This window comes from Teichococcus vastitatis, assembly GCF_003604215.1.
Taxonomy (GTDB): Bacteria; Pseudomonadota; Alphaproteobacteria; order Acetobacterales; family Acetobacteraceae; genus Pseudoroseomonas; species Pseudoroseomonas vastitatis.
This window is the reverse complement of the sequence record NZ_QXGS01000026.1, coordinates 16,388-40,807: the sequence shown is the minus strand read 5'-3', so window position 1 is coordinate 40,807 and position 24,420 is coordinate 16,388. Positions and strand designations below refer to the sequence as shown.

Genomic DNA, 24,420 nt, shown 5'->3' with positions numbered 1-24,420 from the left:
GCAGGCGCTCGAACCGACGCTGGTACTCTACGATCGCCAGCCCAACCGGATCCCAACAATGTTCCGCGACCAGACAGTTAGCCCGGATTATTCACGCGGGCTGACGGGCGTGGTGCAAGCCGATGATCTGCCATAGATTTCGGCTGCGACACACAAACCAGCCGCTTGCGGAGACCACGCCCGCCGAGGTTAAATCTACGCCGCCGCTGCCCGGCCTGTCACCGGTTGCGGCAAGCCGCTGGTTGCCCGCTTCGACGGCGGGCGTCTGTCCTGTGATGGCGGCATGCTGGCGCTGCGTGAGATCGCGCCGCCTCGGCATCGCGGACCGGCTGCCCGCCTGCCTCGACGACCCGCGGCCTTGTCCATGAGCTTCGTGCGGTCGTAGCCCGCGTCGGCAAACAGGTGCGTCAGCCACGGCCAGCGCTTGCGGACGGCGCGGAGGATCGTCTGCGCGCCCACACTGCCCGACACGTCGGCAGGGGTGAGTTTCACCATCAGCAGGCGCCCAGCCGAGTCCACGGCGACGTGGCGCTTGCGCCCACGATCCGCTTGCCACTGTCCTAGCCGCACACCTCTGCAAATGGCGCTTTCACCGTCTGGACACTTCGAAATACCTCGCTGTTGAGACGCCGAACTGATTCACTGGCCTTGGTCATTGGAGGCGGCGGCAATGACAGGTCATCCTGGCTTCTTTGATGTCGAGGAGCGGTATGCGGCACTCTCTGCCGCCGGCGATCCGCTGGAACGTCTCGCGGCCGCGGTCGACTTCGAGGTCTTCCGCCCGGTGCTGGATGCAGCCCTGGCGCGCTCGGACCGCAGCCGCGGCGGACGCCCGCCCTATGACGCGGTGCTGATGTTCCGCGTGCTGGTGCTGCAGGCGCTCTACAGCCTCTCCGACGAGCAGGCGGAGTTCCAACTCCGTGACCGGTTGTCGTTCATGCGCTTTGCAGGCCTCGGCCTGCACCAGGCGGTGCCCGACGCCAAGACGATCTGGCTCTATCGCGAGCAGCTCAAGCAGGCAGGGGCTATCGAGGGGCTATTCCGCCGCTTCGACGCGTTGCTGGCCGAGCAGGGTTATCTGGCCATGGGCGGCCAGATCATCGACGCCACTCTGATCGCCGCACCGCGCCAGAAGTTCACCCAGGAGGAGAAGGCCACCATCCGGGAGGGCGGCACGCCAGAGGGCTGGTCACCGGCCCAGCGAGCGCAGAAGGATCGCGACGCGCGCTGGACGCTCAAGCGCGGCAGAGCCAAGCGCAAACCGGAAGGGGCGCAGCGCCAAGCCATCCAGATCGCGGTGCCAATCTTTGGCTACAAGAGCCACATCGGCATCGACCGGCGGCACGGGCTGATCCGCCGCTGGACGGTCACCGATGCCGCTCAGCATGACAGCCGCAGCTTTCCGGCCCTGCTGGATCACGAAAACACGGCCAGCCGCGTCTGGGCCGACACGGCCTATCGCACCCAGCGCAATCTGGAGGTTCTGGAACGCCGCGGGCTGAGCGAGCGCATCCTGTTCCGCAGGCCACCGAAACGCCCACTTTCCGAACAGCAGGCCAAGGCCAATGCGTCACGCGCCCGGATCCGCTCGGGCATCGAGCATGTTTTTGCCGCCCAGAAGCACCGCATGGTGCTGTTCGTGCGCACCATCGGCCTGGCCCGGGCGCAGGTGAAGATCGGCATGGCCAACTTGGCATACAACTTCACTCGCCTGGCTTGGCTCAGCGCCCGAGTTGCGCCCGCATAACCCCGTAGCTTCTACGAAGAGCGGCACCGGCCGTCCTGAGCCGATCACCCAGCTCCATCAGCAGTGGCGCGTCGCGATCTGAGGCGACCATCCTGCGCGCGAAGGCTGCGCCGCGATGGGTACTTCGAGGTCTCCAGCTGGCTGGATCAGGGACGCGGCGGCGCCCCATCCGCGGAGCTGCTCGACCGCCTGGCCCGCGCACTGATGCTGAACGACGTCGAGCGCGAGCATCTGTTCCTGCTTGGCCTTGGCCGCCTGCCCGGGGTGCGCTACCGGCCGTCGGACGATGTCACGCCGCGGCTGCAACGCGTGCTGGATGCGATGGCGTCGAGCCCCGCTCTTCTCAGCACCGTGACCTGGGACGTCGTTGCCTGGAATGCGGCTGCCGCTGCGGTCCTGACCGACTACGCAAAACTGCCGGCAGCGAAGCGCAACGTCCTGCGCCTGGTCTTTCTCGATCCGGGATCGCGCGCCATGAACCAGGATTGGGAGTCCGTGGCCCGCTTCGTCGTGGCGGTCTTCCGGGCGGGAATTCCACGCGCCGGGGCTCAGGCCGCGGTCGAGCCGCTGGTGCGGGAGTTGCGTGGCGACAGTCCGGACTTTGTGCGAATCTGGGACGAGGGCGGCGTTGCCGGTTTCGGTGATGGCATCAAGCACCTGCGCCGCCCGATCCATGGTGAAATCGCACTGGAATATTCCGCCTTCGCGGTCGATGGCCGCCCTGATCTGACGATGCTCGTCTTCACGCCGAACCGCCGCGAGGACGCCGACAGGATCAGGACTTTGATCGTGCCAGCCTGACGTGGTCGAGCAGGGCGCGCAGCTTCGGCGCCAGGTTTTCACGCTTCTGGAGACCGGGTGATGCGGCCGCGCGCGAGAGCCGTGCGGATCATCAGCTACACGTCGAGGCGCGCGGCCGTCCTGCGCGCGTCTGTCTCAGACAAGACGAGGTAGCCGGCACGCATATCGAATACGGGGACGAAACCGGCTTCACCGCCGGTGGCAACTTCGTCGATGTCAACGCCCCACATCATGGCGGCCTGGTCCTGCGCCGCCGCGCCGCATCCTGCACGCCAAATCGCTGAACGCTCGCACGGAAACACGGGGGAATTATTCGCGGCACATCCTTGGGGCAACTCAACCCATGGAGTCCAAGATCATGCCCCCGAAGCACGACACCCCGCGCGCCGACCGCCCGCGGGCAGCGATCTAGGTCGCCGCCATGGTATCCCTCAACGTCAACGGCGCGCCCGTGACCGTGTCCGCTCCGGATGACAAGCCGCTGCTCTGGGTCCTGCGCGAAGACCTTGGCCTGCTCGGCGCCAAGTATGGATGCGGCATTGCCCAATGCGGCGCCTGCCGTGTCCTCATCAATGGCGTATCCACCCCCTCCTGCGTCACGACCCTCAGCACCGTCGCCGGCGCCTCCGTCGTGACGGTGGAGGGCCTGCCCCAGGCGGACGGGACCTTGTCCGTCCTGCAACAGGCCTGGCTCGATGAGCAGGTGCCGCAATGCGGGTTCTGCCAGCCGGGCTTCCTGGTGGCCGCCACCGCGCTGCTCGATCGCGTGCCGCAGCCCACGAATGCCGAGATCGATGAATTCATCGACAACATCTGCCGCTGCGGCACCTACCCGCGCATCCGCCGCGCCATCCATCGCGCCGCCGCGGCGCAGGCACAGGGCTGAGGAGACCGCCATGCCCCGCATCTTCTCCCGCCGCAACTTTCTGATAACCGGCGCCGTCCTCGGCGGCACCGCGATGGTCGCCGCCGTGGGCGGCATCGGCACCCTCGCCACCGTCGACATGGATGGGCCGGACCCGCTGCTCGACGGCGACCGCCTGGTGTTCAACGCCTTCGTCGCGATCCACCAGGATGGCAGCGTGGTGATCCAGGCGCCGCGCACCGAGATGGGCCAGGGCATCCACACCGGTCTCGCCATGCTGGTGGCCGAGGAGCTGGACATCCCCTTCGACGCGCGCATCCGCGTGGAACATCCGGTGGAGCAGCTGGCCGCCTACACGAACTTCTCGGGCCCGCTCCGCACCAGGCCCGAGGGTGCGCAAGGCCCGGTGATGTGGGCCGCCAAGCGCCTGCTGGGCCTGCTGCCGCTGAACAACACCGCCGGCTCGCGCTCGATTGTCGGGATGTGGGTTCCGATGCGCCAGGCGGGTGCGGCCGCGCGCCACATGCTGGTCACGGCGGGCGCCGCGCGCCTGGGCGTGCAGGTCGGCGACGTCACCACAAGTGATGGCTTCGTCCGGCACGCAGCATCAGGCCGCAACATCGCCTATGGCGACCTCGTGCGCGATGCGGCCGCGGTGCCGCCGCCGTCCGATCCGGTGCTGAAGCCCGCCTCCGCCTGGCGCCTGATCGGCAGGGCCCAGCCGCGCGTGGACCTGCCTGCCAAGATCCGCGGCGAGCCGGTCTTCGGCGCCGACGTCGTCCTGCCGGACATGCTGCACGCGGCGATCCGCCAGGCGCCGGTCTTTGGCGCCAGCGTGGCGCGGGTGGTCAACGAAGCCGAGACCCGCGCTCAGCCCGGGATCGTCGATGTGGCGGTGATCGACGGCCGCAGCGTGGCGGTGGTCGCCTCCTCCTGGTGGCTGGCCGAGACGGCGGCCTGGCGCCTGGACATCCAGTGGGCCGCGACGGAAGCGGAGGTCGTGACCAGCGCCGGCCTCGCCCGCGCCCTGCAGTCGGCGCTCGATGGCGACGAACCCCATCTCTACCTGCATGAGGGGGATGTGGAGGTGCCTGCCGGGCAGGTCGTCACGGCCGCCTATACGGCGCCCTTCGTCACCCATGCCTGCATGGAGCCGATGAACGCGACCGTCCTCATCCGTGGCGACGGGACGGCGGAAGCCTGGTGCCCAACGCAATCGCCGATGAGCATGCGCTGGGGCGTCAACCGGGGCGCGGCGCTGGCCGATGTCGATCCCACCTCCGTCACCTGCCACGTCACCATGACGGGCGGTGCCTTCGGACGCCGCAGCGACCTCGATGTGGTGGTGCAGGCCGCCTTCCTAGCAACGCGGCACAGGGACCGGCCCGTGAAGCTGATGTGGTCGCGGCAGGAGGATATCGGGCGCGGCATCTACCGCAGCCACGCGGCGGCACGCATGCGCGCGGCCTTGGGGCCGGACGGCCTGCCGGTATCCTATGACGCGCTGGTCGCGGCCCAGTCAATGCAGCAATCCGCCTCGGCCCGCCTGCTGCCCTTCGGCAACGGCGCCAGCCCGCATGGCGACCGCTTCACGGTGGAGGGTTTGGACAAGTCCTACTACGCCGTCCCGAACCGCCGCCTGCGCAGCCATCACGTGCCGAGCCACATGCCGATCGGCGCCTGGCGATCCAACGGCTTCTCCTTCGGGACTTTCTTCGCCGAATCCTTCGTCGATGAATGCGCGCAGGCCGCCAGCCAGGACCCGGTGGCCTATCGCCGGCGACTTCTGCGCGACAGCCCGCGCCATCTCGCCGTGCTCGATCGCGTGGCGGCGCTGGCGGGCTGGGGCACGCCCCTGGCGCCGGGACGCGGGCGCGGCGTCGCCATCGAGGAAGCCTATGAAAGCGTCGTCGCGGAGGTCGTGGAGATCACCGTGGCGGCGGATGGCGAGATCACGGTCGATCGCGTCTTCTGCGTGGTTGATGTGGGCATCGTCGTGAACCCCGATGCGGTGGTCGCGCAGATGGAGGGCGGCATCCAGTTTGGCGTCACGACGGCGCTGATGAGCAGCATCACGCTGGAGGCGGGCGCGGTGATGGAATCGAACTTTCATGACTTCCCCATGCAGCGGCTCGCGAACGCGCCCGAAATCGTGGTCGAGATCATGCCGAGCAACCTGCCGCCGGGCGGCGCCGGGGAGCCGGGGATCGTGCCGGTCGCGGCGGCCATTGCCAACGCAATCCATGCCGCCACGGGCCGCCGCCTGCGGTCGCTGCCATTCGCCACCGTGGAGACTCTCGGCGAGCGTCGGCTCCGCACCGTCCTGCCCGCCGTCGATATGGCGGCCCGGAACTAGAACGCGACAATCAGGAGCCCCATCATGACCTTGAAATGGACCACCGAGGACATCCCCTCGCAGCGCGGCCGCACGATCGTCGTGACCGGCACCGGCGGCCTGGGCTTCGAATCGGCCCTCGCTCTGGCTCGTGCCGGCGGCAAGGTGATCATCGCCGGGCGCAATGCGGCAAAGGGCGCCGAGGCCGTGGACCGGATCCGCCGAAGCGTCGTCGGTGCCGCGGTGAGCTTCGGAGCCGTCGATCTGGCCAGCCTGGATTCGATCGCCGCCTTTGCCCGGCGACTGCGGGCGGAGCGCGACAGCATCGATGTCCTGATCAACAATGCCGGCGTGATGACGCCGCCGCGCCGCAAGATCACCGCCGATGGCTTCGAGATGCAGTTCGGCGTCAACCATCTCGGGCATTTCGCGCTGACCGCGCATCTGCTGCCGCTGCTCCGCGAGGCGATCAGCCCGCGTGTCGTGTCCCTGTCCAGCATCGCGGCGCGGCAGGGCAGGATCGACTTCGATGACCTCCAGGCCGAAAGGGACTACAAGCCAATGCCCGCCTATGCCCAGTCGAAGCTCGCCTGCCTGATGTTCGCCTTCGAGCTCCAGCGCCGCAGCGAGGCGGCCGGCTGGGGCATCACGAGCATCGCCGCGCATCCCGGCGTTGCGCGCACCGATCTGCTACACAATGCGCCGGGCCGGTTCAGCTCCGCGGGCATTGCGCGGTCGGTGCTGTGGTTCCTGTTCCAGCCGGCGGCGCAGGGCGCCTGGCCCGGCCTTTTCGCGGCGACATCGCCCGAGGCGCGAGGCGGCCGCTATTATGGCCCCGACAGGCTGGGCGAAACCCGCGGCCACCCAAGCGAGGCGAAGCCGCCGCAGCCATCGCTGGAGGCGCATGTCGCGAGAAGGCTCTGGGACGTCTCCGAGGGGCTGACCGGCGTGGTCTTCGATGACCCGGTGGTGCCGCAGCCCCGCAGGCAGGGCAGCTTGGTAGGCGAGCCCCGAGAGGGCTGAGTGCCGTCGCCTCTGGCGGCATGCCAGGCGTGATCCATCCCGCCACGTCAGGCCACCCTGGTGGCCTGAACCTGCCGCCAGATCCGCGCCGCCAGCGCCGCGCCGAGTTCCAGCGCGATCAGGGCGCCCAGCACGATCAGCCCGGCCTCGCCCGCCGCCCAGCCCTGCCGATGCAGCACATGACCGGCCCCGGCCAGCAGGGCGATCCAGCACAGCGAGCCCAGCGCCGTCGCCGCGAGGAAGGAGGCCAGGGGCAGCCGCAGCACGCCCGCCGGCAGGGCCTGGAAGATCCGCACCGTGGGAATGAGCTGCCCGAGGAAGGTCAGCCCCACCGGGCGCTGCCGATACCCTGCCACCAGCCGCGCATAGAGCCTGGGCGAGAGCAGCAGCCAGCGCCCATGCCGCGCCACCAGCGCCTCTATGCGCCGCTCCCCCACCCAGGCCCCCAGCCCGTACCAGGCGAGCGCGCCACCCAGTGATCCCAGAGTCGCCACCAGGCAGCGCGCGGCCAGCGCCCAGGCATCCTCGGCGCCGATGCCGATCGCCGGATACAGGACGTAGGAGGGCAGGATGGGGATGAACTTCTCGACCATCGCGGCGAGGAACACCGCCTGAAGGCTCGCTGCGTCCAGCAGCGCGTCGAGCGCCGTCACCACGTCTGCTCCATGGGCCGGCCTGGCAGGCGGTAGGTCCAGACCCGCGCCGGCCACAGGTTCCGCCAGATCATGCCGGAGCCCTTCGCGCGTAGCCCGGCCCGCGGCGCCGGCACCGGCGAGCGGACGAAGTAGGTGAACTGCACGAAGGGCGCGCCGGGCCTGGCATGGCGCAGGCTGTCCAGCACCAGCCGCAGCCGGTGGGCAGGCGGGCGGATCAGCAGCGGCAGGCCGGCGACCACGGCCGCCGCCGGACGATCGAAGCTCCGCATGAGATCCGGCACGGCCCAGGCATCGGCCTGCAGGACCTGCGCCATCGGCCAACGTTGCCGCAGCAAGGCGCAGAAACCGGGATCGGCCTCCACCAGCACCAGCCGCGCGGGATCGACGCCGCGCGCGACCAGGGCGCGGGTGATGGCGCCGGTGCCCGGCCCGAGTTCGACCACGGGGCCCGGTAGGGAAGGATCGACCTGCGCCGCCATGGCGCGGGCGAGGTCGGGGCTGCTCGGCTTGAAGGCCCCGGCGCGCAGGGGGTGCTGCATCCAGGACTGGAAGAACAGCCAGTTGTCGCGCTCGCCCGGCGCGGAATCCTGGCGCAGCTCGGCGCTGGTATCGACCAACATGTCAAAACCTCGGTTCTCGGTTTGTAAGCCGAGCGGACCGTGGTGGCGTTTCGTGTCTGTCGTGTTTCCTAATCACTCGAAATCGCCCGCCGTGCCTATCATCCATGAAAAGAAGCGGCGAGACACGCGGCGCGCCTGGCCCGCTCCTTGTCAGGACGTCCAGGGCTGTCCTGGCATCAGCCGGGCGCGTGGGCCCGATCGGACGCCTTGATGCCCTCCGGGTCACGCTCGCCAAGCGCGCGGCGTGTTTCGCGCCGCGGGGGCGCTCCGAACATCCGCGCGTATTCCCGGCTGAACTGGGACACGCTCTCGTATCCGACCGCGACAGCGGCGACTGCGGCCTGGTCGCCGTCGCTGACCATCCGTCGCCGTGCCTCCAGAAGCCGAAGATGCTTCTGATACTGCAGGGGCGACATGGAGGTCATTGTCTTGAAGTGCTGGTGGAAGGAGGACGAGCTCATCCCGACCGACTTCGCCAGCGCCTTGACGTTGATCGCCACCTCATAATTTTCCCGCAGGTGAGCGATGGCCTGGGCGATCCGGTGCGGCTGGCCGTCGGGAATGACCATGCGTGCGACATTGCGACCGGCGGGTCCGCGCACGAGCCAATAGGAGATCTCGCGCATGATCGATGGATAGAGGATGTCGAGAGCGGTCGGCTCGCCGATGAGCCCAAGCAGCCGCACCAGAGACCCGGTGATCTGCGCATCCAGATCGTGGACCTCAAGACCGAAGGCGGAGCCGCCAGTCCTCGGACCATCCTTGCCCAGCTGGGTCACCACCTCCCGTATGGCGCTCAGGTCGAGCTCCAGGATGACGCCGAGGTAGGGGCTGCCCGCCGACGCCTTGATCAGGTGGCTGAGCACCGGCGCCTCGATGGTCACGACCAGGGTCTGCCCGCTGCCGTATCGGACTGCCCGATCGGCGACCATGATCTCCTTGGCACCCTGCGCGACAACACAGAGCGTCGGACGGTACAGCATGTGCTGTGGCGGCATCTGGCTATAGGATCGCATGAGGATCAGGCCGGGGATCGGCGTCTGGTAGTGGCCGTTACCCACGAACCTGGCATCCAGAATTCGTGAGATCCTCTCGCCGAGTTCTGATCCCTTCATCGACTGACTCCGTACCGCACAAGCTCTTAGTTAAGAGGCCGGTGCACGTGCGACAACGTCGGTGGAGGTTCGGGAACTTCATGCGTTGAATCGGATAGCTTGCAGAGCAAGGCCGAGGCGCGTGTCTGTACAATGCGCCTACCGCGGGTGGGGGACGGCGTGCCTTCGCCGCCGTCCTACGGCCTTGCCCAAGAAGGTAAGGTCCTCAGCCGATGCCGCCGTTGGCGAACACGACCTGGCCGTGAATCCACTGGCCGTCGTTCGAGCACAGCGCGGCGATGACATTGGCGATGTCCTCGGGCAGACCGATGCGACCGTGCGGCGTCATGGCGGGAATACCGGCCAGGGCGGCGTCGCCGTGCTGGCGAAGAAGCTGAGTGTCGACGGCCCCGGGAGCCACTGCATTGACGGAGATCTGGCGGCCCGCCAGCTCCTTGGCCAAGGCGCTCGTGTAGAAATCCTGCGCAGCCTTGCTGGCGGCGTAGGCGCCGCCACCTGCTGGGCGCTGGAGGGTGATGCTGGAACTCAGGCTGATGATGCGCCCCCCCTCACGCGTCCGCCGCGCCGCTTCGCGCAGCACATTGAAGCTGCCCTTGACGTTGGTGGCCATCATCCGGTCGAAGGCGGCGTCGGTCATCTGGGCGAACAGGCCGACATTCATCCTCCCGGCGTTGTTCACGACCACGTCGACACCCCCGAAGGCCCGGTCGTTCGCGTCGAACAAGGCGGCGACCGCGGCAGGATCGGCGACGTCCCCCTGACGGGCGATGGCGCGTCCGCCGGAGGACTCGATATCCCTCACGACCTGCTCGGCAAGGTCGCGATTGGTCAAATAATTGACCGTGACCGCATAGCCTTCGGCGCCGAGCCGCCGGGCCGTGGCGGCCCCGATGCCGCGCGAGGAGCCGGTGATGACGGCTGCACGGCCCTCGCCCGGGCGGGACTGGAGCGACCCGGCGCTGGAAGCCGGTACGGCCTTGGCAGAACCCGCCATCGCAGCGGCGGGGCCTGCGGCGGCAAGGGTCAGGATGGAACGATGCGATGCGCTGGACATGGAAATCTCCTTCATGGCCCGCCCAATCTGCCCGACGAAGGAGCTCCGAAGTTGCCAAGTCGAAGCCAGAACTTGCCTGATTCTCCGAGAGAAGTCCGGAGACGGGACCGGGCGGATAGGCATGGCGCGAGCGAGATACTCTTTCAGGGAACCCGCACCGATCCTCGCCGCGTCTAACGCACCGGCCCCTGCCAGAACCTTGGTGCAACGCCGCCCCGCAGGCTAAACTGGCGCCGCAGCGGGGCGTGGACATCTACCAGAAACATTCGCGGCTGATGTCGCTCTTGGCAGTGCGGGGACGGCGCGATGGAGGACGGCAGGCCTACGGTACTGGTGGTGGATGACGATGCCGGGATCCGGGACGTCATCACCGAAAGCCTGCGTGGCCACGGCTACCGCACCTTCGACGCGGCCGATGTGCGCGCCATGGGCCGCGTGCTGGAAGCCCAAAGCGTGGACCTGATCCTGCTGGACGTGCTGATGCCCGGCGAAAATGGGCTCTCGGCCTGCCAGCGCCTGGCCAGTGGCGCGCATCCGCCGGTGGTGATGCTCTCCGCCCTCGACACGCCGCCCGACCGCATCGCCGGGCTGAACGCCGGCGCGGATTACTATCTCGGCAAGCCGAGCAGCCCGGCCGAATTGCTCGCCGTGGTCAAGGCGACTCTGCGCCGCGGCGCGCATGCGCCGGACCAGGATTTCCGCGCCTATCGCGTCCGCTTCCTCGGCTGGACCGCCGATTTCAGCGCGCATGAGCTGCGCGATCCCGCAGGCGTGCTAGTCCATCTGACCGATGGCGAGCTGTTCATGCTAAAGGCCTTCGTCGAGCGCCCGCGCCGCGTGCTGACGCGCGACCAGCTTCTGGATGCCGCGCGCGGGCCAGACAGCGACACCTTCGACCGGGCGGTGGACGTGCAGGTCAGCCGGCTGCGGCGGAAGCTGCGCGCCGGCGGCGACGAGTTGATCCGCACCATACGCAGCGAAGGCTACATGTTCGTGCCCGCCACCCAGCGCCTGTAGGAATATCGCCGTGAAGCTCCGCACCATGCCGCTGATGGTCCGCAGTGCCGCCATGCTGATCGCCTGCGTGCTGCTGGTGCAGGTGCTCAACATGGCGGTCTTCGCGCTATGGCCACCCGTACCGCTCGGTCCCGTCAGCTTCGAGACCATGCAGCGCGCGCTGATGGGGTCGGACCCTGTTCGCGGCGTCGAGATCCAGGACATGCCAGCACAGGAGGTGCCGCCGCAGGACCCGCTGCTGGCCCAGATGCGGGACGTGATGGCGGAACGGCTCGGCCTGCCGGCGGATGAGCTGCGGGTGGAGTTCGTCTCCGTGCTGCAGGCGCGGAAGGGGACGCGCTGGGCCGCGCGCCTGCTTGCGAATGGCGGGGCCGATCCTCCGGTACAGCTGGTGTCGCCGATCGACTTCGCGGGCGGTATCACGCTGGCGCGCCTGCTGCCGGACGGGAACTGGCATGTCGTGAACCCCTCGGGTTCCCTGTTCCGCGGCAGGCTGGCGCTCGCCGGGATCTGGCTGGTGGGGACCATCGTCTTCGCGATCCCCTTTGCCTATGTGGTCGCCCGCTGGCTGTCGCGGCCCATCCGGCACTTCGCCGAGGCGGCTGAGCGGCTTGGCCGCAATCCGCGCGAGCCGGACCTGGAGCCGGATGGCCCGCGGGAGCTGCGCGGCGCGGCGCTGGCTTTCAACGAGATGAAGCGGCGCCTCGGCCGCTATGTCGATGACCGGCTGAACATGATGAGCGCGATCGCGCACGACCTGCGCATCCCGCTGACCCGCCTCGCCTTCCGGCTGGAGCGCGTGCCAGAGCCGATCCGCAGCCGTGCGGAGGCCGATATCGCCGAAATGCAGCACATGCTGGCCGCCGTGCTGTCTTTCGTGCAGGCGACGCATGCGCAGCGCCCGCGCCAGCCGCAGGAATTGCGATCGCTGCTGTCGAGCATCGCCGACGACATGGCCGAAACCGGCAGCGACGTCCGCCTTGAGGAGGGCCCCGACGTCATCCTGCACGCCGACGACATGGGGCTGCGCAGCCTGTTCACGAATCTGATCCACAACGCCGTGACCTACGGCGGTGCGGCGCGGGTGCGATTGGATCACCAGTCGGGTGCCGCGATCGTCGAAATCGACGATGATGGGCCCGGATTGCCGCCTGAGGAGCTGGAGCGCGTCTTCGAGCCTTTCTATCGCGGCGAAAAATCCCGGAACCGTGCGACGGGCGGCATCGGGCTCGGCCTCGCGCTGGTGCGCTCCGTTGCCATCGCGCATGGCGGCTCGGCGGAGCTGGAGAATCGGGATGCGCGCGGCCTGCGGGCGCGGGTCGTCCTGCCGGCCTAGATGTCGTGGACGCCTGCGCCCCGCGCATAGCGTCGTGGCGCGACTCCCATGACCCGCCTGAATGCCGTGTTGAACGCGTTTTCCGAACCATAGCCGACCGACGTCGCAATTCGACTCAGGGGCTCACGGCTGGTGACCAGGCGCTCCGCGGCGCGCATCATGCGCCAGCGGGTGACGTAGGCCATCGGTGGCTCACCCACTCTTTCACGGAAGCGTCGGGCGAAAACGCTGCGTGACATGCCGGCCTCGGCGGCCAGGTCCTCCAGGGTCCAGTCCTGCGTCGGGTCCGCATGGATCGCGCCGAGCGCCCGGCCGATCTGCGGATCGCCCAGCGCAGCGAACAGCCCGATCCCGCTGCCGGCCTGTTGCGACAGATAGAGCCGCAGCGTCTGCACAAGCATCGTATGCGCCAGATGCTGCGTCATGAGAGATGCGCCCGGCCGCTCGTCGCGCAGTTCCTGCATCATCAATTCGATCGGCCACCGCAGCACCGCCTGGTCCCCCGCGGCCCTGAGATGGATGATCGGGGGCAGGGTTTGGAGCAGCGCCTCCGCAGGGTGTCCATTCACCTCGAACCTGCTGCCGACCAGCAGCACGTCTCCGCCGCCATTGTAGGTCACGGTTTCACTGTGCCGATCCGGCTTCAGCGCGGAGCTAGCGAGTGTTGGCTCGAGCGCAAGATCGCTCGCGATCCTGACCGGACTCCCGCTGGGCAGGACGAAGCAATCGCCTTGCATCAGTGCGACCGACGCACCGTGGCCTTCCAGCGCGAGCCAGCAGCGACCGCGGATCACCGCGTAGCATTTGATGCGACCGGCCAGGTCGTCGAGCCGCAGGGACCGGTCACCCCCCGCGTCGAAGCCGGCGGTTATGTAGCTGCGGGGCTTCAGCAGCGACAGGATGTCGGAAAGCGGGTCCATGCCGGTCTCGGGACGATGACGAAGAAAGTCAGGATTTCCGCCCATAGATGGTGCTGCTGCCCGCGTCTATCTGCGGCTGTGGCAAAGCAGTGCCGTAGCGAAGGATCAGGATATGAAAGCGGCGGTGGTCAGCGAGTTCGGCAGGATCCCAGAATACACCGATTTCCGGGACCCGGTGGCGGGTGCGGGCGAAATCCTCATCAAGGTGCATGCCGCCCCACTCAGCCCGATCGTCAGGGGGCTGGCGCTGGGCCGGCACTATGCGAGCGGCGTGCAGGCCGGCTTCGTGCCCGGCGTCGACGGCGTCGGGACCGATCCCGACGGACGGCGCGTCTATTTCCTGTTCCCGAAGTCGCCGTTCGGATCGATGGCCGAGGTCTCGCAGGTCGCTCAGGACATGGTCGTTCCCATCCCGGACGACATCGCCGACGGGCGAGCCGTTGCGGTCGTCTCCGGCGGCCTCGCCGCCTGGATCGCGCTGACGCGCCGTGCGCCGCTTCAGCCGGGTTCGACCATCCTCATCAACGGCGTGACAGGCGCTGCCGGCGGCATGGCGGTCCAGACCGCGCGGCATTTCGGTGCGCGCCACATCATCGGCGTCGGCCGCAACCGGCATCGGCTGGACGCGCTCGACCTCGACACACGGATTCCGCTTGGGGAAGCAGCCGATGCCGCCTTGCGCGCGGCCTTCGACCGGGGCGTGGATCGAGGGCGGGCGAAATTGACTCCATCATAGTCCTGAGTGCGGTCTCGGCCCCGCTGTAGACGCTCATGCCGGGCGGGGGCGCGTCCCCGCCAGTAGAGCCGATCCAGATGATCGACCCCTCGCCGTCCATCAGCGGGACGGCCGACTTGGTGGCAAAGAGCACGCCCTTCAGGTTCGTGGGGATTGTCTCGTCGAACTGCGCCTCCGTGATCGTGCCCAACCTCGCATGCCTGCCGATGCCGGCGTTGGCGACCAGCACGTCGAGCCGCTTGTGGCGCTCCCGCACGTCGCGTAGCAGCCGGTCCATCTCCCTCGAGTTGCCAGCGTCGACGCGCCGTCCATCAGCGCCCAGGCCCATCTCGGTTGCGATCGCCTCGATCTCGGCTTGGTCCCGATGGCCGGTGAAGGTCACTAAGGCGCCCTCAGCCAAGAACGCCTCGCAGATCGCCCGGCCGATCCCGGAGGAGCCCCCCGTCACCACCGCGACCTTGCCCTTCAGTGCCTGTGCCAGCCGACGTCTCCTGGTTGTGGGACCTGGGTCACGCCTGCGCCGTCGGGCGCACGACGATGTTGTTCACGTCCACTTCGTCCGGCTGCTCGATCGCGAAGGCCATTGCGCGCGCGATGGCCTCGGGTGGGAGCGCCATCTCGTCCATGCTCTTTTGGATGGACGCCCTGATTGCCGGATCGGTCATCGACGCGGCGAAGCCTGTTCCAACGAAGCCTGGCGATATTCCCGTCACGCGGAGCTGCGGACCGGCCTCCAGACGCAAGCCTTCGGTGAGTGTGCGCGCCGCGTTCTTGGTCGCGGCGTAGACCGCCATCGTCGGGCTGACCTGGAGGCCTGCGGTGGAGATCGTGTTGACGAAGTGGCCGAAGCGCTGGCGCCGGAAGATCGGGAGCGCGGCCGCGATGCCGTGCAGAAGCCCCTTGAAGTTGACGTCGACCATCGAAATCCAATCGTCGAGACGCCCGTCCTCGAGCTTGGAGATCGGGCCGATGCCGGCGTTGCTGATCAGCACGTCGAGCTGCCCGAACCGCTCGACCGCCAGCGCAGTCAGCGCGGCCACGTCATCCCGCTTTGTCACGCCGATTGGCCGGTGGGCAACCTTGCCGCCAAGGCCCGCGACCTCGCGCGCCACCCCGTCCAGCTCGTCGATCCCCCGCGCGCCCAACACCAGCGTCGCGCCGCGCGATGCCAGCAGCACCGCCGCCGCGCGGCCGATGCCGCTGCTTGCGCCGGTGATGGCGATAACCTTGCCTTCAATGCCTGCCATGATGGTCTCCTTTACGACAGGCATGTTGGCGCGACGTCTGGGACGTTCTATGCTGGATCGTCCGCATTTAGGGCGAGATCGTCCAGGATGACCGATCCATTATCCGATGTGCTGTCGCTCCTGGAGGTGCAGGGCCTCGGGTGCAGCCGCCTGGAGGCCACTGGCCCGTGGTCGCTCCGGTTCGAGGCAAGGCCGCTCCTCAAGTTCGTGGCAGTGCTCCGCGGGACGTGCTGGATCGCCCTGGAGGGCGAGGCGCCCCATCAGGTGGAGGCGAACGACACCTTCCTCCTGGTCGACGCGCCTGCCTACGTGGTCTCGAGCCATCCGGCCCTGAGGACCGACGACGGCGAGCGCCTCTTTGCCACACCCGGCGTCGCCGTCATCCGCCTTGGCGGTGCCGAGGTCGTCCTCCTGGGGGGCCGATACCTGGTGAAGGGAGAGGCCCTGGGCCCTCTCCTGGGGGCACTGCCACGGTTCCTGCGCGTTCCCGCCGGCACTGCCGAGGCGGAGGCGCTTCGCAGCATCCTGGGGCTCCTGGACGACGAGCTTGGCCGGGAGGCCGTCGGCGCCTCGCTGATGACCAAGCGTCTGGCCGAGATCCTCCTAGTGCAGGCGCTCAGGGCCTGGGCGTCGGACGCGCGCGTGACGGCGGAAGGCGCGACCCTGGGCTGGATCGGCGCGCTGGTCGATCGGCAGATCGGCGCGGCGCTGCAGCTCATACACCGCGACGTCGGGCATCGCTGGACGGTCGGCGCGCTCGCCGCCGCGGTCGGGATGTCGCGCTCCGCCTTCGCGCTGCGCTTCCGCGAGCGGGTGGGCACGCCGCCGCTCGAGTACCTGCTGCGCTGGCGCATGGAGCGGGCTCGCGCTGCCCTGCGCCGAGGCGATGCATCTGTCACGGCGGTCGCGGCAGAGCTCGGCTACGCCTCCGACAACGCCTTTGGTGTTGCCTTCAGGCGTGAGTTCGGCCTGACTCCGAGGAGCGACCGGCTTGCCGCGCGCGGGCGAGCGGGTGCCGATGCCGCGGAGCCGAGTAGTTCCTGATCAACTCGGAAATCGCGACGTCTACCCGCTTCATCGAACTCGATGCGGCGGTGTCGTCGAACGACATGGTCGGCACAATGCGAAGCGACGGGCGCTGTAACCTGCGGATCGCGATACTTCATGCACTGATCTCTCGTCGCTCCGAGTGGCTAGCGACCCTGGTGGCCCGGCGGGGGGTGCCGCCGCAATGGCAAACACCGACACCCGCCAAGCAGACCACCGTCAGAGTCACCCGCGCCTCGGTTGACCGAACAACCAGGCGAGCAGCCCGCGACCGGCCATGGTTTCGGCGGGAAGCGAGCCATCATGACCAATCAGCGCGAGACGGATGCGATCCGTATCGGCGGGGACGAAGACGATCGAGCTGTTTTCCCCAGACCCGACCGTCACCGCCATCACGCGCCGATCCGGCACCTGGGCGAAGCTCGGGTCGAGGTGACGGATCTCCGTGTTCTCGCCGCTGCCAGTGGCGATGGCGGCGCCGCCACCAACGACATTGCCGTGTGGGCCTGGCCCGTAGTCGATCTCGCTGTTCTCACCGGATCCGGTCATGCGGGGATAGGAGATGCCGTCCTGCGACAGCGCCGGGGTCGTCGTTGCGAGCGCGGCGATGGCGGCGCCGGCCAGCAGCCAGGATGTATTGCGGTTGGACATTGGGGGAGCTCCTTCATGTGGTGCCGGACCCGAGATTTCGGGTGCCTAGGCACCGACCGAAGTTGGTCGCACTCCCTCCAAAAGATTATGGGCACTCTCAGGCACGAGGTGTTTAGATCTGCTTATCAATGCTGCGCTGCGCAGCAAGGAAATCTAGGAACGCACGCATGGCCGGAGGTGGCAGGCGCCGGCTTGGGTAATACAGGAACCAGCTGGGGATGCGCGGGCACCAATCATCGAGCACCTGGACGAGGTCGCCATTCGCCAGCGGCTGCCGTGCATAGTCGTCGAGCAGGTAGGCCAGACCCAGTCCGGCAACGGCGCCGCGGATCATGTACCGCGAATCGCTGACGACCAGCCGACCCTCCGGCGAGATCGTCACTGCGCGGCCACCCTTCTCGAAGTCCCAGGGGAAAAGCCTGCCGCTGGGAAACCTGAGCCGGACGCCATCATGCTTCAGCAATTCTTCGGGCTCGGAGGGCGTACCGCGCTGTTCCAGGTACCGGGGCGATCCAACCACGATGTAGCGCAGCGGTGGACCAAGCGGCACCGCGATCATGTCGAGCGCGATACTCTCGCCAAAGCGAACGCCGGCATCAAAACGGCTGTCGACGATGTCGACATTCGCGGCGTCGCTGACGAGCTCCAGCGTGACGTTCGGGTAGGCACCCAGGAACCGCTCGGCCAGCGGGGCCAGGACGAACTCAATCGCAGGGGCCGGTGCGTTGATGCGGACCGAACCCGACGGCTTCCCTCGAAAACTGTCGATATCCTCGAGGGCGACGGCAACTTCGGCGAAGACCGGCTGGAGGCGGCTGAGAAGCTGTGCTCCGGCCTCCGTGACCGACACGCTGCGTGTCGTTCGGTTCAGCAGCCGGATGCCCAAGCGCTCTTCCAGATTGCGCACCACCTGGCTGATCGACGAGCTGGTCACGCCGCGTTCAAGCGCTGCTTTCCTGAAGCTGCGCGTACGCGCAACGACGGCGAAGGTCTCCAGGTCATCCAGGCTAGGGCGCTTCATTGTTAAGTCAGGCTAATGAGGGCGGGCAGAAAAGCCAACATTATGATTCAGCGCAGCATCCGGCATGTTCAGGCACGAACCCCGGAGGGTCCTGCCATGGTGGGATTAAACTGCATTGCGGACCTGTTCTGGGCTGGAAGCCCGCTGCGCACCGGCGCGCCGGCCGGCAGCGTATTCATTCTGATCCTGCGTGACTGGCTTTGGCTGGCAGGCAGGGCTTTGGTTCTCCCACTGAACCGCAGAAGCATTCTCTGGGCGGGCCGTACCGCGATTGTGTCCTTGTTGCTGCACGCTCCGTCCGTTGCGGCGCAGACCGTCGCCGCAGCGCGCAACGCCCGCATCCGCGACGAGCCCGACCTGTCCCGCCTGCCGATGCCGCCGGAGTCCCGCCAGCGCTTCATGGCCGCCATCAAGCGCCGCGTGGAGCCGATCGCCCGCACCGCGATCCTGTACCGCGCCGGCAGCAAGATCCTCCCGGGCAGTACCACCATTGCGGAGGCCGGCCATAGGCCCGGCATGGCGGCGCTGCTGATCCATTCCGGCGGGGACCAGCTGCTCGTCGCCTCGGACGCGGCTTGCGACCCGCTGCTCAACATGGAGCGACTGCGGCGGGAAGCGCCAATCTCGCTCCGCTTACCTTGAATTCGGAAGGAAGGTTACCGATGCACGACACAATCCACCATGCCGCGGCGACCGATCCCGCCAAGCAACTGCAGCCGACTCGCCGCGGGATCATGATTGGCGCAGTGGCCGCGCCGATCATCATTGGCGCAGCCGGCGAAGCATCAGGGCAGGCACCGGGCGCGCTCGGCGCCGATGCGGTCGCCGTGCGCATCTCGGTCAACGGCACCCAGCATGATCTGCTGCTGGACCCGCGCACCTCGCTCCTGGACCTGCTGCGCGAGCGGCTTGACCTCACCGGCGCCAAGAAGGGCTGCGACCACGGCCAATGCGGCGCCTGCACGGTGCATCTGGATGGCGCCCGGGTTGCTTCCTGTTTGACCATGGCGGTACAGGCCGTTGGGCGGCGTGTCGGCACCATCGAAGGTGTCTCGGCCGCCACTGGCGCGCTGCACCCGATGCAGCAGGCCTTCATCGACCATGACGCACTGCAATGCGGCTACTGCACGCCCGGCCAGATCATGGCCGCCATCGCCTGCGTGCAGGAAGGCCATGCGACCAGCCCCGAGCAGATCCGCGAATACATGAGCGGAAACATCTGCCGTTGCGGCGCCTATGTCGGCATCGTCGCAGCCATCGCCGATGCCGCGCCCAAGATGCAGGCCGGCTGAGACCATGCACCCCTTCACCTACACCAAGCCTCGCACCGCGCAGGACGCCATTCGTGCCATCGCCGCGGGCGATGCCGGTACCCGCTTCATCGCCGGCGGCACAACGCTGTACGATCTGATGAAGCTCGATGTGGAGGCGCCGAGGCAGATCCTCGATGTTTCCACACTCCCCGGCATCGCCACGATCGACACCGCCAATCCGCGCGAGCTGGTGTTCGGCGCCGGCGCCAAGATGGTCGCGGCTGCGACGCATGCCGGTTTGCGGGCCGACTATCCGGCCCTGGTGGAGGCGCTGGACAAGGCCGCATCGCAGCAGCTCCGCAACATGGCCAGCCTCGGCGGCAATCTGCTGCAGCGCACCCGCTGCAACTATTTTCGTGGCGGCGCGGCCTATGCCTGCAACAAGCGCAGCCCCGGCAGCGGCTGCGCCGCGCTTAACGGGTTGGATCGCGGTCATGCCGTGCTGGGCGGCAGTGATTCCTGCATCGCCGTCTATCCGGGCGACTGGGCCGTGGCACTGGCCGCCTTCGATGCGGTGGTGGATGTGCAAGGCACCGCCGGTCCAAGGACCATCCCGCTCGCCCAGCTCCACCGCGAGCCTGGCAGCACGCCGGAGACCGAAACCAGCCTGGCGCGCGACGAGCTGATCCTGCGCATCCGCGTGCCGAAGACGCCGCTCGGCCGCGCCTCGACCTACCACAAGATCCGCGACCGTGAATCCTATGCCTTCGCGCTGGCATCCGCCGCCGTGGCGCTGCGGATGGACGGCACGAGAGTGCGCGAAGCCCGTATCGCCCTCGGTGGCCTGGCAACGCGCCCGTGGCGCGCCAGCGTGGCGGAACAGGGACTGGTCGGGCAGGTGCTCAACGCCGCTACGGCTCGCGCTGCCGGTGAGGCTGCGCTGCGCGGCGCGCGGGCCGGGCACCACAATGGCTTCCGGATCGAACTCGGCATCCGCACCGTCGCCGATGCGCTGCTGATCGCCCAGGAAAGGGTTTGAGACGATGACCACGAATACCTTTCCCGATGTCGCCCGCATCGATGCCCATGACAAGGTGCGCGGCGCCACGCGCTATGCTTCCGATGACAGCCGGCCGGGCATGCTGCACGCCACGCTGGCCTGCGCCACCATCGGCCGCGGCAGCATCCAGTCCATCGACACATCCGCGGCGCGCGCCCTGCGCGGCGTCCGCCTGGTGCTGACGCATGCCGAGCTCTCGCGCCTTCAACCCGCGGGCTTTCTGTTGGCCGGTGGCTATGGGGTGCAGAGCCTGCAGCCGCTCACCTCCCCCAACATCGCCTATTTCGGCCAGCCGATCGCACTGGTCGTGGCGGAGACCCTGGAAGTCGCGCTCCAGGCAGCGGCGCTGATCCGCACCGCCTATGCGGTGGAGCCGCACCAGATGGGGCTGGATGCGCCGGAAGCCGACATCGTGGCACAGCAGGAAAGTCCTTTGCCGAAGCCGATGTTCGAGGATGTGCACGTGGGCGATGCCGATGCCGTCTTCGCGCAGGCGGCCGTGCAGATCGACGCCACCTACGCAAGTGCGGTGCAGCACCACAACCCGATGGAGCTGCTGGCAACAGTGGCGGAGTGGTCGGAAGGCCGCCTGACCATTCACGAAGGGACTCAGAATGCCGAAGGCGTGCGCCATGGCGTGGCACGGCAGCTCGGGATCCCGGCCGAGCAGGTGCGCGTCATCTCGCCGCAGGTGGGCGGCGGCTTCGGGCAGAAGAACTCGCTGCAGGGGCAGACTGTGCTCGCAGCCTTCGCGGCCCGTGCCCTGGGCCATTCGGTCAAGCTCGTGGTGCGCCGGTCGCAGCTGTTCCACGCCAGCAGTTTCCGTGCTGCCACCCGGCATCGCATCCGCCTGGGAGCGGACCACGGCGGGACGATGCTGGCGGCCATTCACGAGACGGACGCGCAAACGTCACGCCACGACCTGTTCCCGTCCGTCAATGCGGAGGTCTCCGCGCGGCTGCATGGGATCGCGAATTTCCGCGCGCGGGAACGGCTGGTCCGCACCGATACCCAGACGCCGGGCTACATGCGTGCGCCGTTCGAACACATGGCATGCTTCGCCTTCGAATCCGCCGTCGATGAACTCGCCCAGGCATTGGGCCAGGATCCCGTGGCTTTGCGCCTGGCCAATGACACGCAGCGTGATCCGGTCACGGGCAAGCCGCTGTCGTCGCGCCATCTTGCCGAATGCCTGCGGCGCGGTGCGGCCCGGTTCGGCTGGGCGCGCCGGAGCATGGCGCCGGGCTCGATGCAAGACGCGGAGGGCCAGCTGATCGGCTGGGGCGTCGCCGCTGGCGCGTATAAGGCGGCCACCGCGCCCGCGGTCGCCCGACTGCGCGTGTATGACGATGGCACCGCGCTGGCCAGCGTGGGCGTGCATGAGATGGGCCAGGGCATCCGCACGGCGCTGGCCGCCGCATTGTCGCGCAAGCTGGGGATCGAACCTGATCAGATCACGCTGGACATCGGCGACACCAACTCCACCCCGCAGCACATCACCGTCGGATCCTGGGGCACAGCCACCGCAGTCCCCGCCGCCGTTGAGGCGGCGGATGCGATGCTGTCGGCGCTGGCCGAGTTGCTGCCGGGCGATGCTGCGGGTCGGTCTCCGGCGGAGATTCTCCGTGCCGCCGGCCGCCGCTCGCTCGACGTCGCCATCCGCCGCAAGGCGCCCGGCCAGCCGGATGCGGTCTTCACCCGGCTCGCCACGGGCCTGCCGGCGCCGCTTGGCCCGAACTACCCCGACTTCGTCAGCTTCAGCTACATCGCGCATTTCGTTGAAGTACGGGTGGAGCCGACGACGCGGCGCATCCGCGTGCCCCGCGTCGTCAGCGTGGCCGATTGCGGAAGGGTCATCAGCCCGCGAACCGCCGCCAGCCAAGTGCGGGGTGGTGTGGTCTGGGGCATCGGCGCAGCGCTGCGCGAGGCGAGCGAAGTGGACCCGCGCTACGGCGGCTTCCTCAATGCCGATCTGGCGGATTACGTGCTGCCGGTGAATGCGGATATCGGCGACATCGAGGTCGAGTTCATCGATCGCGCCGACCCGCTGGTGAATGCCATGGGCATCAAGGGGCTGGGCGAGGTCGCCATGGTCGGTGTCGCCGCCGCCATCGCCAATGCCGTGCATCATGCCACTGGCATCCGGCTGCGCGATCTGCCGATCCGGATCGAGCATCTGATGTAGTCCGCGGCTTCGCCTCGTCGATCAGCCGCACCTGGCGCGGGTTGGCGATCACCACACGCTCGCCATGCGGCGCCAGCACGGCGGCCACCGCCGTAGCATTGCCGGTCGCTTCCACCACACGTGGCGGACCAATCGCTACGCCGCGGTGCTACTCATGCGTCGCTTCCGGACGTGCTCGATCAGCGCGCGCAGCTTCGGCGCCAGGTTCCTGCGATCGGGGAAGTAAAGAAAGAAGCCTGGGAACCAGGGGCAGTAATGCTCCAGCACCGCGACCAACTCGCCGCTGACAAGGTGCGGTCGGAAGGTCTCCTCCAGCCCGAAGGTAAACCCGCCCCCTGCGCGTGCCGCATTGACCATCAGGCGCATCTCGTTGGTGGTCACGCGCGGGTCCACGGTCACGCTGAAAGGGCGCCCGTCCTCCTCGAACTCCCAGCGATAGGGCGCGACGCCAGGCGCGGGGCGCCAGCCGATGCAGGCGTGCGCGACCAACTCGTGCGGATGAGCTGGCGTACCGAACCGGCGCAGGTAGTCGGGCGCGGCGACCACCAACTGCCGCTGATCGCCGGACACCGCCACTGCAATCATGTCCTGCGCGATGACTTCGCCAAGTCGCACACCTGCGTCGTAGCCTTCGGCGACGATGTCGAATTCGTCGTCCGTCACCACAACGTCGATCCGGACGCCGGGGTAGGCCTCCACGAACCCGGAGAGCAGCGGCCCAGACAGGAAGTCGTCTGCAATTGAGGAGACGGCCAGCCGCAGGAGGCCACTCGGCGCCGCATCGCGATCGGCCGCCCTCCCGATTGCCGCGGCAATCTCCGTCATCGCCGGGGCAACTTCACTGTAAAAAAGTGCTCCCGCCTCAGTCAGGGCGACGCTGCGCGTGGTTCGATGGACCAGCGCCACGCCCAATGCGTTCTCCAGTCGCCGAAGCGCCTGGCTGATCGCAGGCCGTGTGACACCCAGACGCTCGGACGCAGCACGGAAACTTCGCGTTTCTGCGACGGCGAGGAAGACCGAAACCGTGTTCAGTTCAGAAATCATTGGTAAGTGACGATTACTGCCTTCGTCATCCGACAGCAAGTTGTCGCGCTTCTGCAGCGCCCGTATCTGCCACCCGTGATCGATACCGGAGTGCGCTGATGGTCGGGCGGTCTGAGCGCCGAATGCGGGAGGGTGAGACGGCCCTCGCGACCGATGCAGGCGTGTCCTGCACAGGGCGGCTCCCCGCACGTCGGACGAAAGCCGCTGCCGCGACGGCATCTCTCGAAGGAATTGCGCCATGACAACTGGAATGATGCTTCGCGCGAGGGTCTTTGCCGCCCTTACAACCTCCGTACGGGTGGTCGCCGCGGCGCCGAACAGCCCTTCGAGCATAGAGACGGCAGCAACGCAGAAAGGAAGTGCCATGGCCGAACATCCGTACTCAGGCATGTGGGTTACAGCCGACGGACACATTCGCCAGGAGCTCCTGCCGAACGGGAGATACGACGAGGCAAGACGCACGCGCAGGAGCGCCTACCAGGGCCGCTACGAAGTGCGTGGCGTCCGCATCGAATACTGGGACGACACCGGCTTCACCGCCAACGGCGTGTTCGTCACGGAGAACGAGCTGCATCACGGCGGGATGGTCTTCCACCGCGAACGGTGAGCGGCGAACCGCTTGGCGAAGGCGCGGTCAGTGAGACCGCAGCGTTCCCAGTGCCATGGAAATCCTGGCCAAACATCGAG

Annotated in this window: 24 protein-coding genes and 3 pseudogenes; 16 read left to right on the top strand and 11 right to left on the bottom strand. The window is 68.0% G+C overall.

Translation table 11 applies throughout. The features are described from left to right. Nucleotides 1-122: 122 nt before the first annotated feature. Nucleotides 123-356 (top strand): annotated as a pseudogene (locus D2K64_RS25150) (transposase); the annotation flags it as partial. On the opposite strand, the pseudogene D2K64_RS25145 reads toward D2K64_RS25150, so the two are convergent. Next, nucleotides 352-599: pseudogene (locus D2K64_RS25145) on the bottom strand (transposase); the annotation flags it as partial. The pseudogenes D2K64_RS25150 and D2K64_RS25145 overlap by 5 nt on opposite strands. Before the next feature lie 71 nt (nt 600-670). On the opposite strand from D2K64_RS25145, the gene D2K64_RS18580 reads away from it, so the two are divergent. The 6 genes from D2K64_RS18580 (at nt 671) to D2K64_RS18555 (ending at nt 6,771) form a co-directional block, all read left to right on the top strand. Beyond that, nucleotides 671-1,747, top strand: a complete 1,077-nt coding sequence (locus tag D2K64_RS18580; RefSeq protein WP_120009883.1) for an IS5 family transposase — start codon at nt 671-673, stop codon at nt 1,745-1,747. A 204-nt stretch (nt 1,748-1,951) separates the two neighbouring features. Beyond that, on the top strand, nt 1,952-2,548 hold the full coding sequence (locus D2K64_RS18575) for an MmyB family transcriptional regulator (RefSeq protein WP_157985931.1): 597 nt from the start codon (nt 1,952-1,954) through the stop codon (nt 2,546-2,548). Next, complete coding sequence (locus D2K64_RS26235; protein WP_120009887.1) at nt 2,545-2,832, top strand: Atu4866 domain-containing protein; 288 nt, start codon at nt 2,545-2,547, stop codon at nt 2,830-2,832. The genes D2K64_RS18575 and D2K64_RS26235 overlap by 4 nt, the downstream gene beginning before the upstream one ends. Before the next feature lie 137 nt (nt 2,833-2,969). Then, the gene (locus D2K64_RS18565; RefSeq protein WP_120009881.1) at nt 2,970-3,434 is read left to right on the top strand and encodes a (2Fe-2S)-binding protein; all 465 of its coding nucleotides are present in this window, start codon (nt 2,970-2,972) and stop codon (nt 3,432-3,434) included. 10 nt (nt 3,435-3,444) lie between these two features. After that, nucleotides 3,445-5,769, top strand: a complete 2,325-nt coding sequence (locus D2K64_RS18560) for a xanthine dehydrogenase family protein molybdopterin-binding subunit (RefSeq protein WP_120009880.1) — start codon at nt 3,445-3,447, stop codon at nt 5,767-5,769. Nucleotides 5,770-5,793: 24 nt separating this feature from the next. Next, nucleotides 5,794-6,771, top strand: a complete 978-nt coding sequence (locus D2K64_RS18555) for an SDR family oxidoreductase (RefSeq protein ID WP_120009879.1) — start codon at nt 5,794-5,796, stop codon at nt 6,769-6,771. Nucleotides 6,772-6,818: 47 nt separating this feature from the next. Here the strand turns inward: D2K64_RS18555 and D2K64_RS18550 are convergent, their stop codons facing one another. From D2K64_RS18550 to D2K64_RS18535, 4 genes are all read right to left on the bottom strand, one after another. Beyond that, nucleotides 6,819-7,427, bottom strand: a complete 609-nt coding sequence (locus D2K64_RS18550; protein ID WP_120009878.1) for a DedA family protein — start codon at nt 7,425-7,427, stop codon at nt 6,819-6,821. Then, nucleotides 7,421-8,047: a class I SAM-dependent methyltransferase gene (locus tag D2K64_RS18545; RefSeq protein WP_120009877.1), complete on the bottom strand. Its 627-nt coding sequence runs from the start codon at nt 8,045-8,047 to the stop codon at nt 7,421-7,423. Before D2K64_RS18545 ends, D2K64_RS18550 begins: the two co-directional genes overlap by 7 nt. A 176-nt stretch (nt 8,048-8,223) precedes the next feature. Further along, a complete protein-coding gene (locus tag D2K64_RS18540) occupies nt 8,224-9,162 on the bottom strand; it encodes an AraC family transcriptional regulator (RefSeq protein WP_120009876.1) in 939 nt (312 codons plus the stop codon). 205 nt (nt 9,163-9,367) lie between these two features. Then, nucleotides 9,368-10,231 (bottom strand): SDR family oxidoreductase, encoded by an 864-nt coding sequence (locus tag D2K64_RS18535; RefSeq protein WP_238384279.1) that lies wholly within the window; start codon nt 10,229-10,231, stop codon nt 9,368-9,370. A gap of 291 nt (nt 10,232-10,522) precedes the next feature. Here D2K64_RS18535 and D2K64_RS18530 point away from each other — a divergent pair, with 291 nt between their 5' ends. Both D2K64_RS18530 and D2K64_RS18525 read left to right on the top strand, forming a co-directional pair. Then, on the top strand, nt 10,523-11,233 hold the full coding sequence (locus tag D2K64_RS18530) for a response regulator (protein ID WP_120009875.1): 711 nt from the start codon (nt 10,523-10,525) through the stop codon (nt 11,231-11,233). Between the two features lie 10 nt (nt 11,234-11,243). After that, nucleotides 11,244-12,569, top strand: a complete 1,326-nt coding sequence (locus tag D2K64_RS18525) for a sensor histidine kinase (RefSeq protein WP_120009874.1) — start codon at nt 11,244-11,246, stop codon at nt 12,567-12,569. Here the strand turns inward: D2K64_RS18525 and D2K64_RS18520 are convergent. Beyond that, nucleotides 12,566-13,489 (bottom strand): AraC family transcriptional regulator, encoded by a 924-nt coding sequence (locus D2K64_RS18520; RefSeq protein ID WP_120009873.1) that lies wholly within the window; start codon nt 13,487-13,489, stop codon nt 12,566-12,568. The genes D2K64_RS18525 and D2K64_RS18520 overlap by 4 nt on opposite strands. Before the next feature lie 112 nt (nt 13,490-13,601). Between D2K64_RS18520 and D2K64_RS25590 the strand changes: the two genes are divergently transcribed. Continuing rightward, nucleotides 13,602-14,225: a quinone oxidoreductase family protein gene (locus D2K64_RS25590; RefSeq protein ID WP_238384278.1), complete on the top strand. Its 624-nt coding sequence runs from the start codon at nt 13,602-13,604 to the stop codon at nt 14,223-14,225. 25 nt (nt 14,226-14,250) lie between these two features. Here D2K64_RS25590 and D2K64_RS26230 read toward each other — a convergent pair. Both D2K64_RS26230 and D2K64_RS18505 read right to left on the bottom strand, forming a co-directional pair. Continuing rightward, nucleotides 14,251-14,673 (bottom strand): annotated as a pseudogene (locus D2K64_RS26230) (SDR family oxidoreductase); the annotation flags it as partial. A 61-nt stretch (nt 14,674-14,734) separates the two neighbouring features. Beyond that, nucleotides 14,735-15,472, bottom strand: coding sequence for an SDR family oxidoreductase (locus tag D2K64_RS18505; RefSeq protein ID WP_120009871.1), 738 nt, complete (start codon nt 15,470-15,472; stop codon nt 14,735-14,737). Between the two features lie 87 nt (nt 15,473-15,559). Here D2K64_RS18505 and D2K64_RS18500 point away from each other — a divergent pair, with 87 nt between their 5' ends. Beyond that, entirely contained in the window at nt 15,560-16,516 is a 957-nt protein-coding gene (locus D2K64_RS18500) for an AraC family transcriptional regulator (protein ID WP_120009870.1), read from the top strand. Between the two features lie 228 nt (nt 16,517-16,744). On the opposite strand, the gene D2K64_RS18495 is transcribed toward D2K64_RS18500, so the two are convergent. Both D2K64_RS18495 and D2K64_RS18490 read right to left on the bottom strand, forming a co-directional pair. Next, a complete protein-coding gene (locus D2K64_RS18495; RefSeq protein WP_120009869.1) occupies nt 16,745-17,170 on the bottom strand; it encodes a hypothetical protein in 426 nt (141 codons plus the stop codon). Between the two features lie 112 nt (nt 17,171-17,282). Then, complete coding sequence (locus tag D2K64_RS18490; protein ID WP_120009868.1) at nt 17,283-18,191, bottom strand: LysR family transcriptional regulator; 909 nt, start codon at nt 18,189-18,191, stop codon at nt 17,283-17,285. 279 nt (nt 18,192-18,470) lie between these two features. Here D2K64_RS18490 and D2K64_RS24540 point away from each other — a divergent pair, with 279 nt between their 5' ends. The 4 genes from D2K64_RS24540 (at nt 18,471) to D2K64_RS18470 (ending at nt 22,689) form a co-directional block, all read left to right on the top strand. Continuing rightward, nucleotides 18,471-18,833 (top strand): MBL fold metallo-hydrolase, encoded by a 363-nt coding sequence (locus D2K64_RS24540; RefSeq protein WP_157985929.1) that lies wholly within the window; start codon nt 18,471-18,473, stop codon nt 18,831-18,833. Nucleotides 18,834-19,018: 185 nt separating this feature from the next. Further along, nucleotides 19,019-19,483, top strand: a complete 465-nt coding sequence (locus D2K64_RS18480; protein ID WP_456316381.1) for a (2Fe-2S)-binding protein — start codon at nt 19,019-19,021, stop codon at nt 19,481-19,483. Nucleotides 19,484-19,487: 4 nt separating this feature from the next. Beyond that, complete coding sequence (locus tag D2K64_RS18475) at nt 19,488-20,483, top strand: FAD binding domain-containing protein (RefSeq protein WP_120009865.1); 996 nt, start codon at nt 19,488-19,490, stop codon at nt 20,481-20,483. Nucleotides 20,484-20,487: 4 nt separating this feature from the next. Further along, the gene (locus tag D2K64_RS18470) at nt 20,488-22,689 is read left to right on the top strand and encodes a xanthine dehydrogenase family protein molybdopterin-binding subunit (protein WP_120009864.1); all 2,202 of its coding nucleotides are present in this window, start codon (nt 20,488-20,490) and stop codon (nt 22,687-22,689) included. Between the two features lie 135 nt (nt 22,690-22,824). On the opposite strand, the gene D2K64_RS18465 is transcribed toward D2K64_RS18470, so the two are convergent. Next, nucleotides 22,825-24,099 (bottom strand): LysR family transcriptional regulator, encoded by a 1,275-nt coding sequence (locus D2K64_RS18465; protein ID WP_238384277.1) that lies wholly within the window; start codon nt 24,097-24,099, stop codon nt 22,825-22,827. On the opposite strand from D2K64_RS18465, the gene D2K64_RS25135 reads away from it, so the two are divergent. Beyond that, on the top strand, nt 24,098-24,340 hold the full coding sequence (locus D2K64_RS25135; RefSeq protein WP_238384276.1) for an Atu4866 domain-containing protein: 243 nt from the start codon (nt 24,098-24,100) through the stop codon (nt 24,338-24,340). The genes D2K64_RS18465 and D2K64_RS25135 overlap by 2 nt on opposite strands. Nucleotides 24,341-24,420 lie beyond the last annotated feature (80 nt).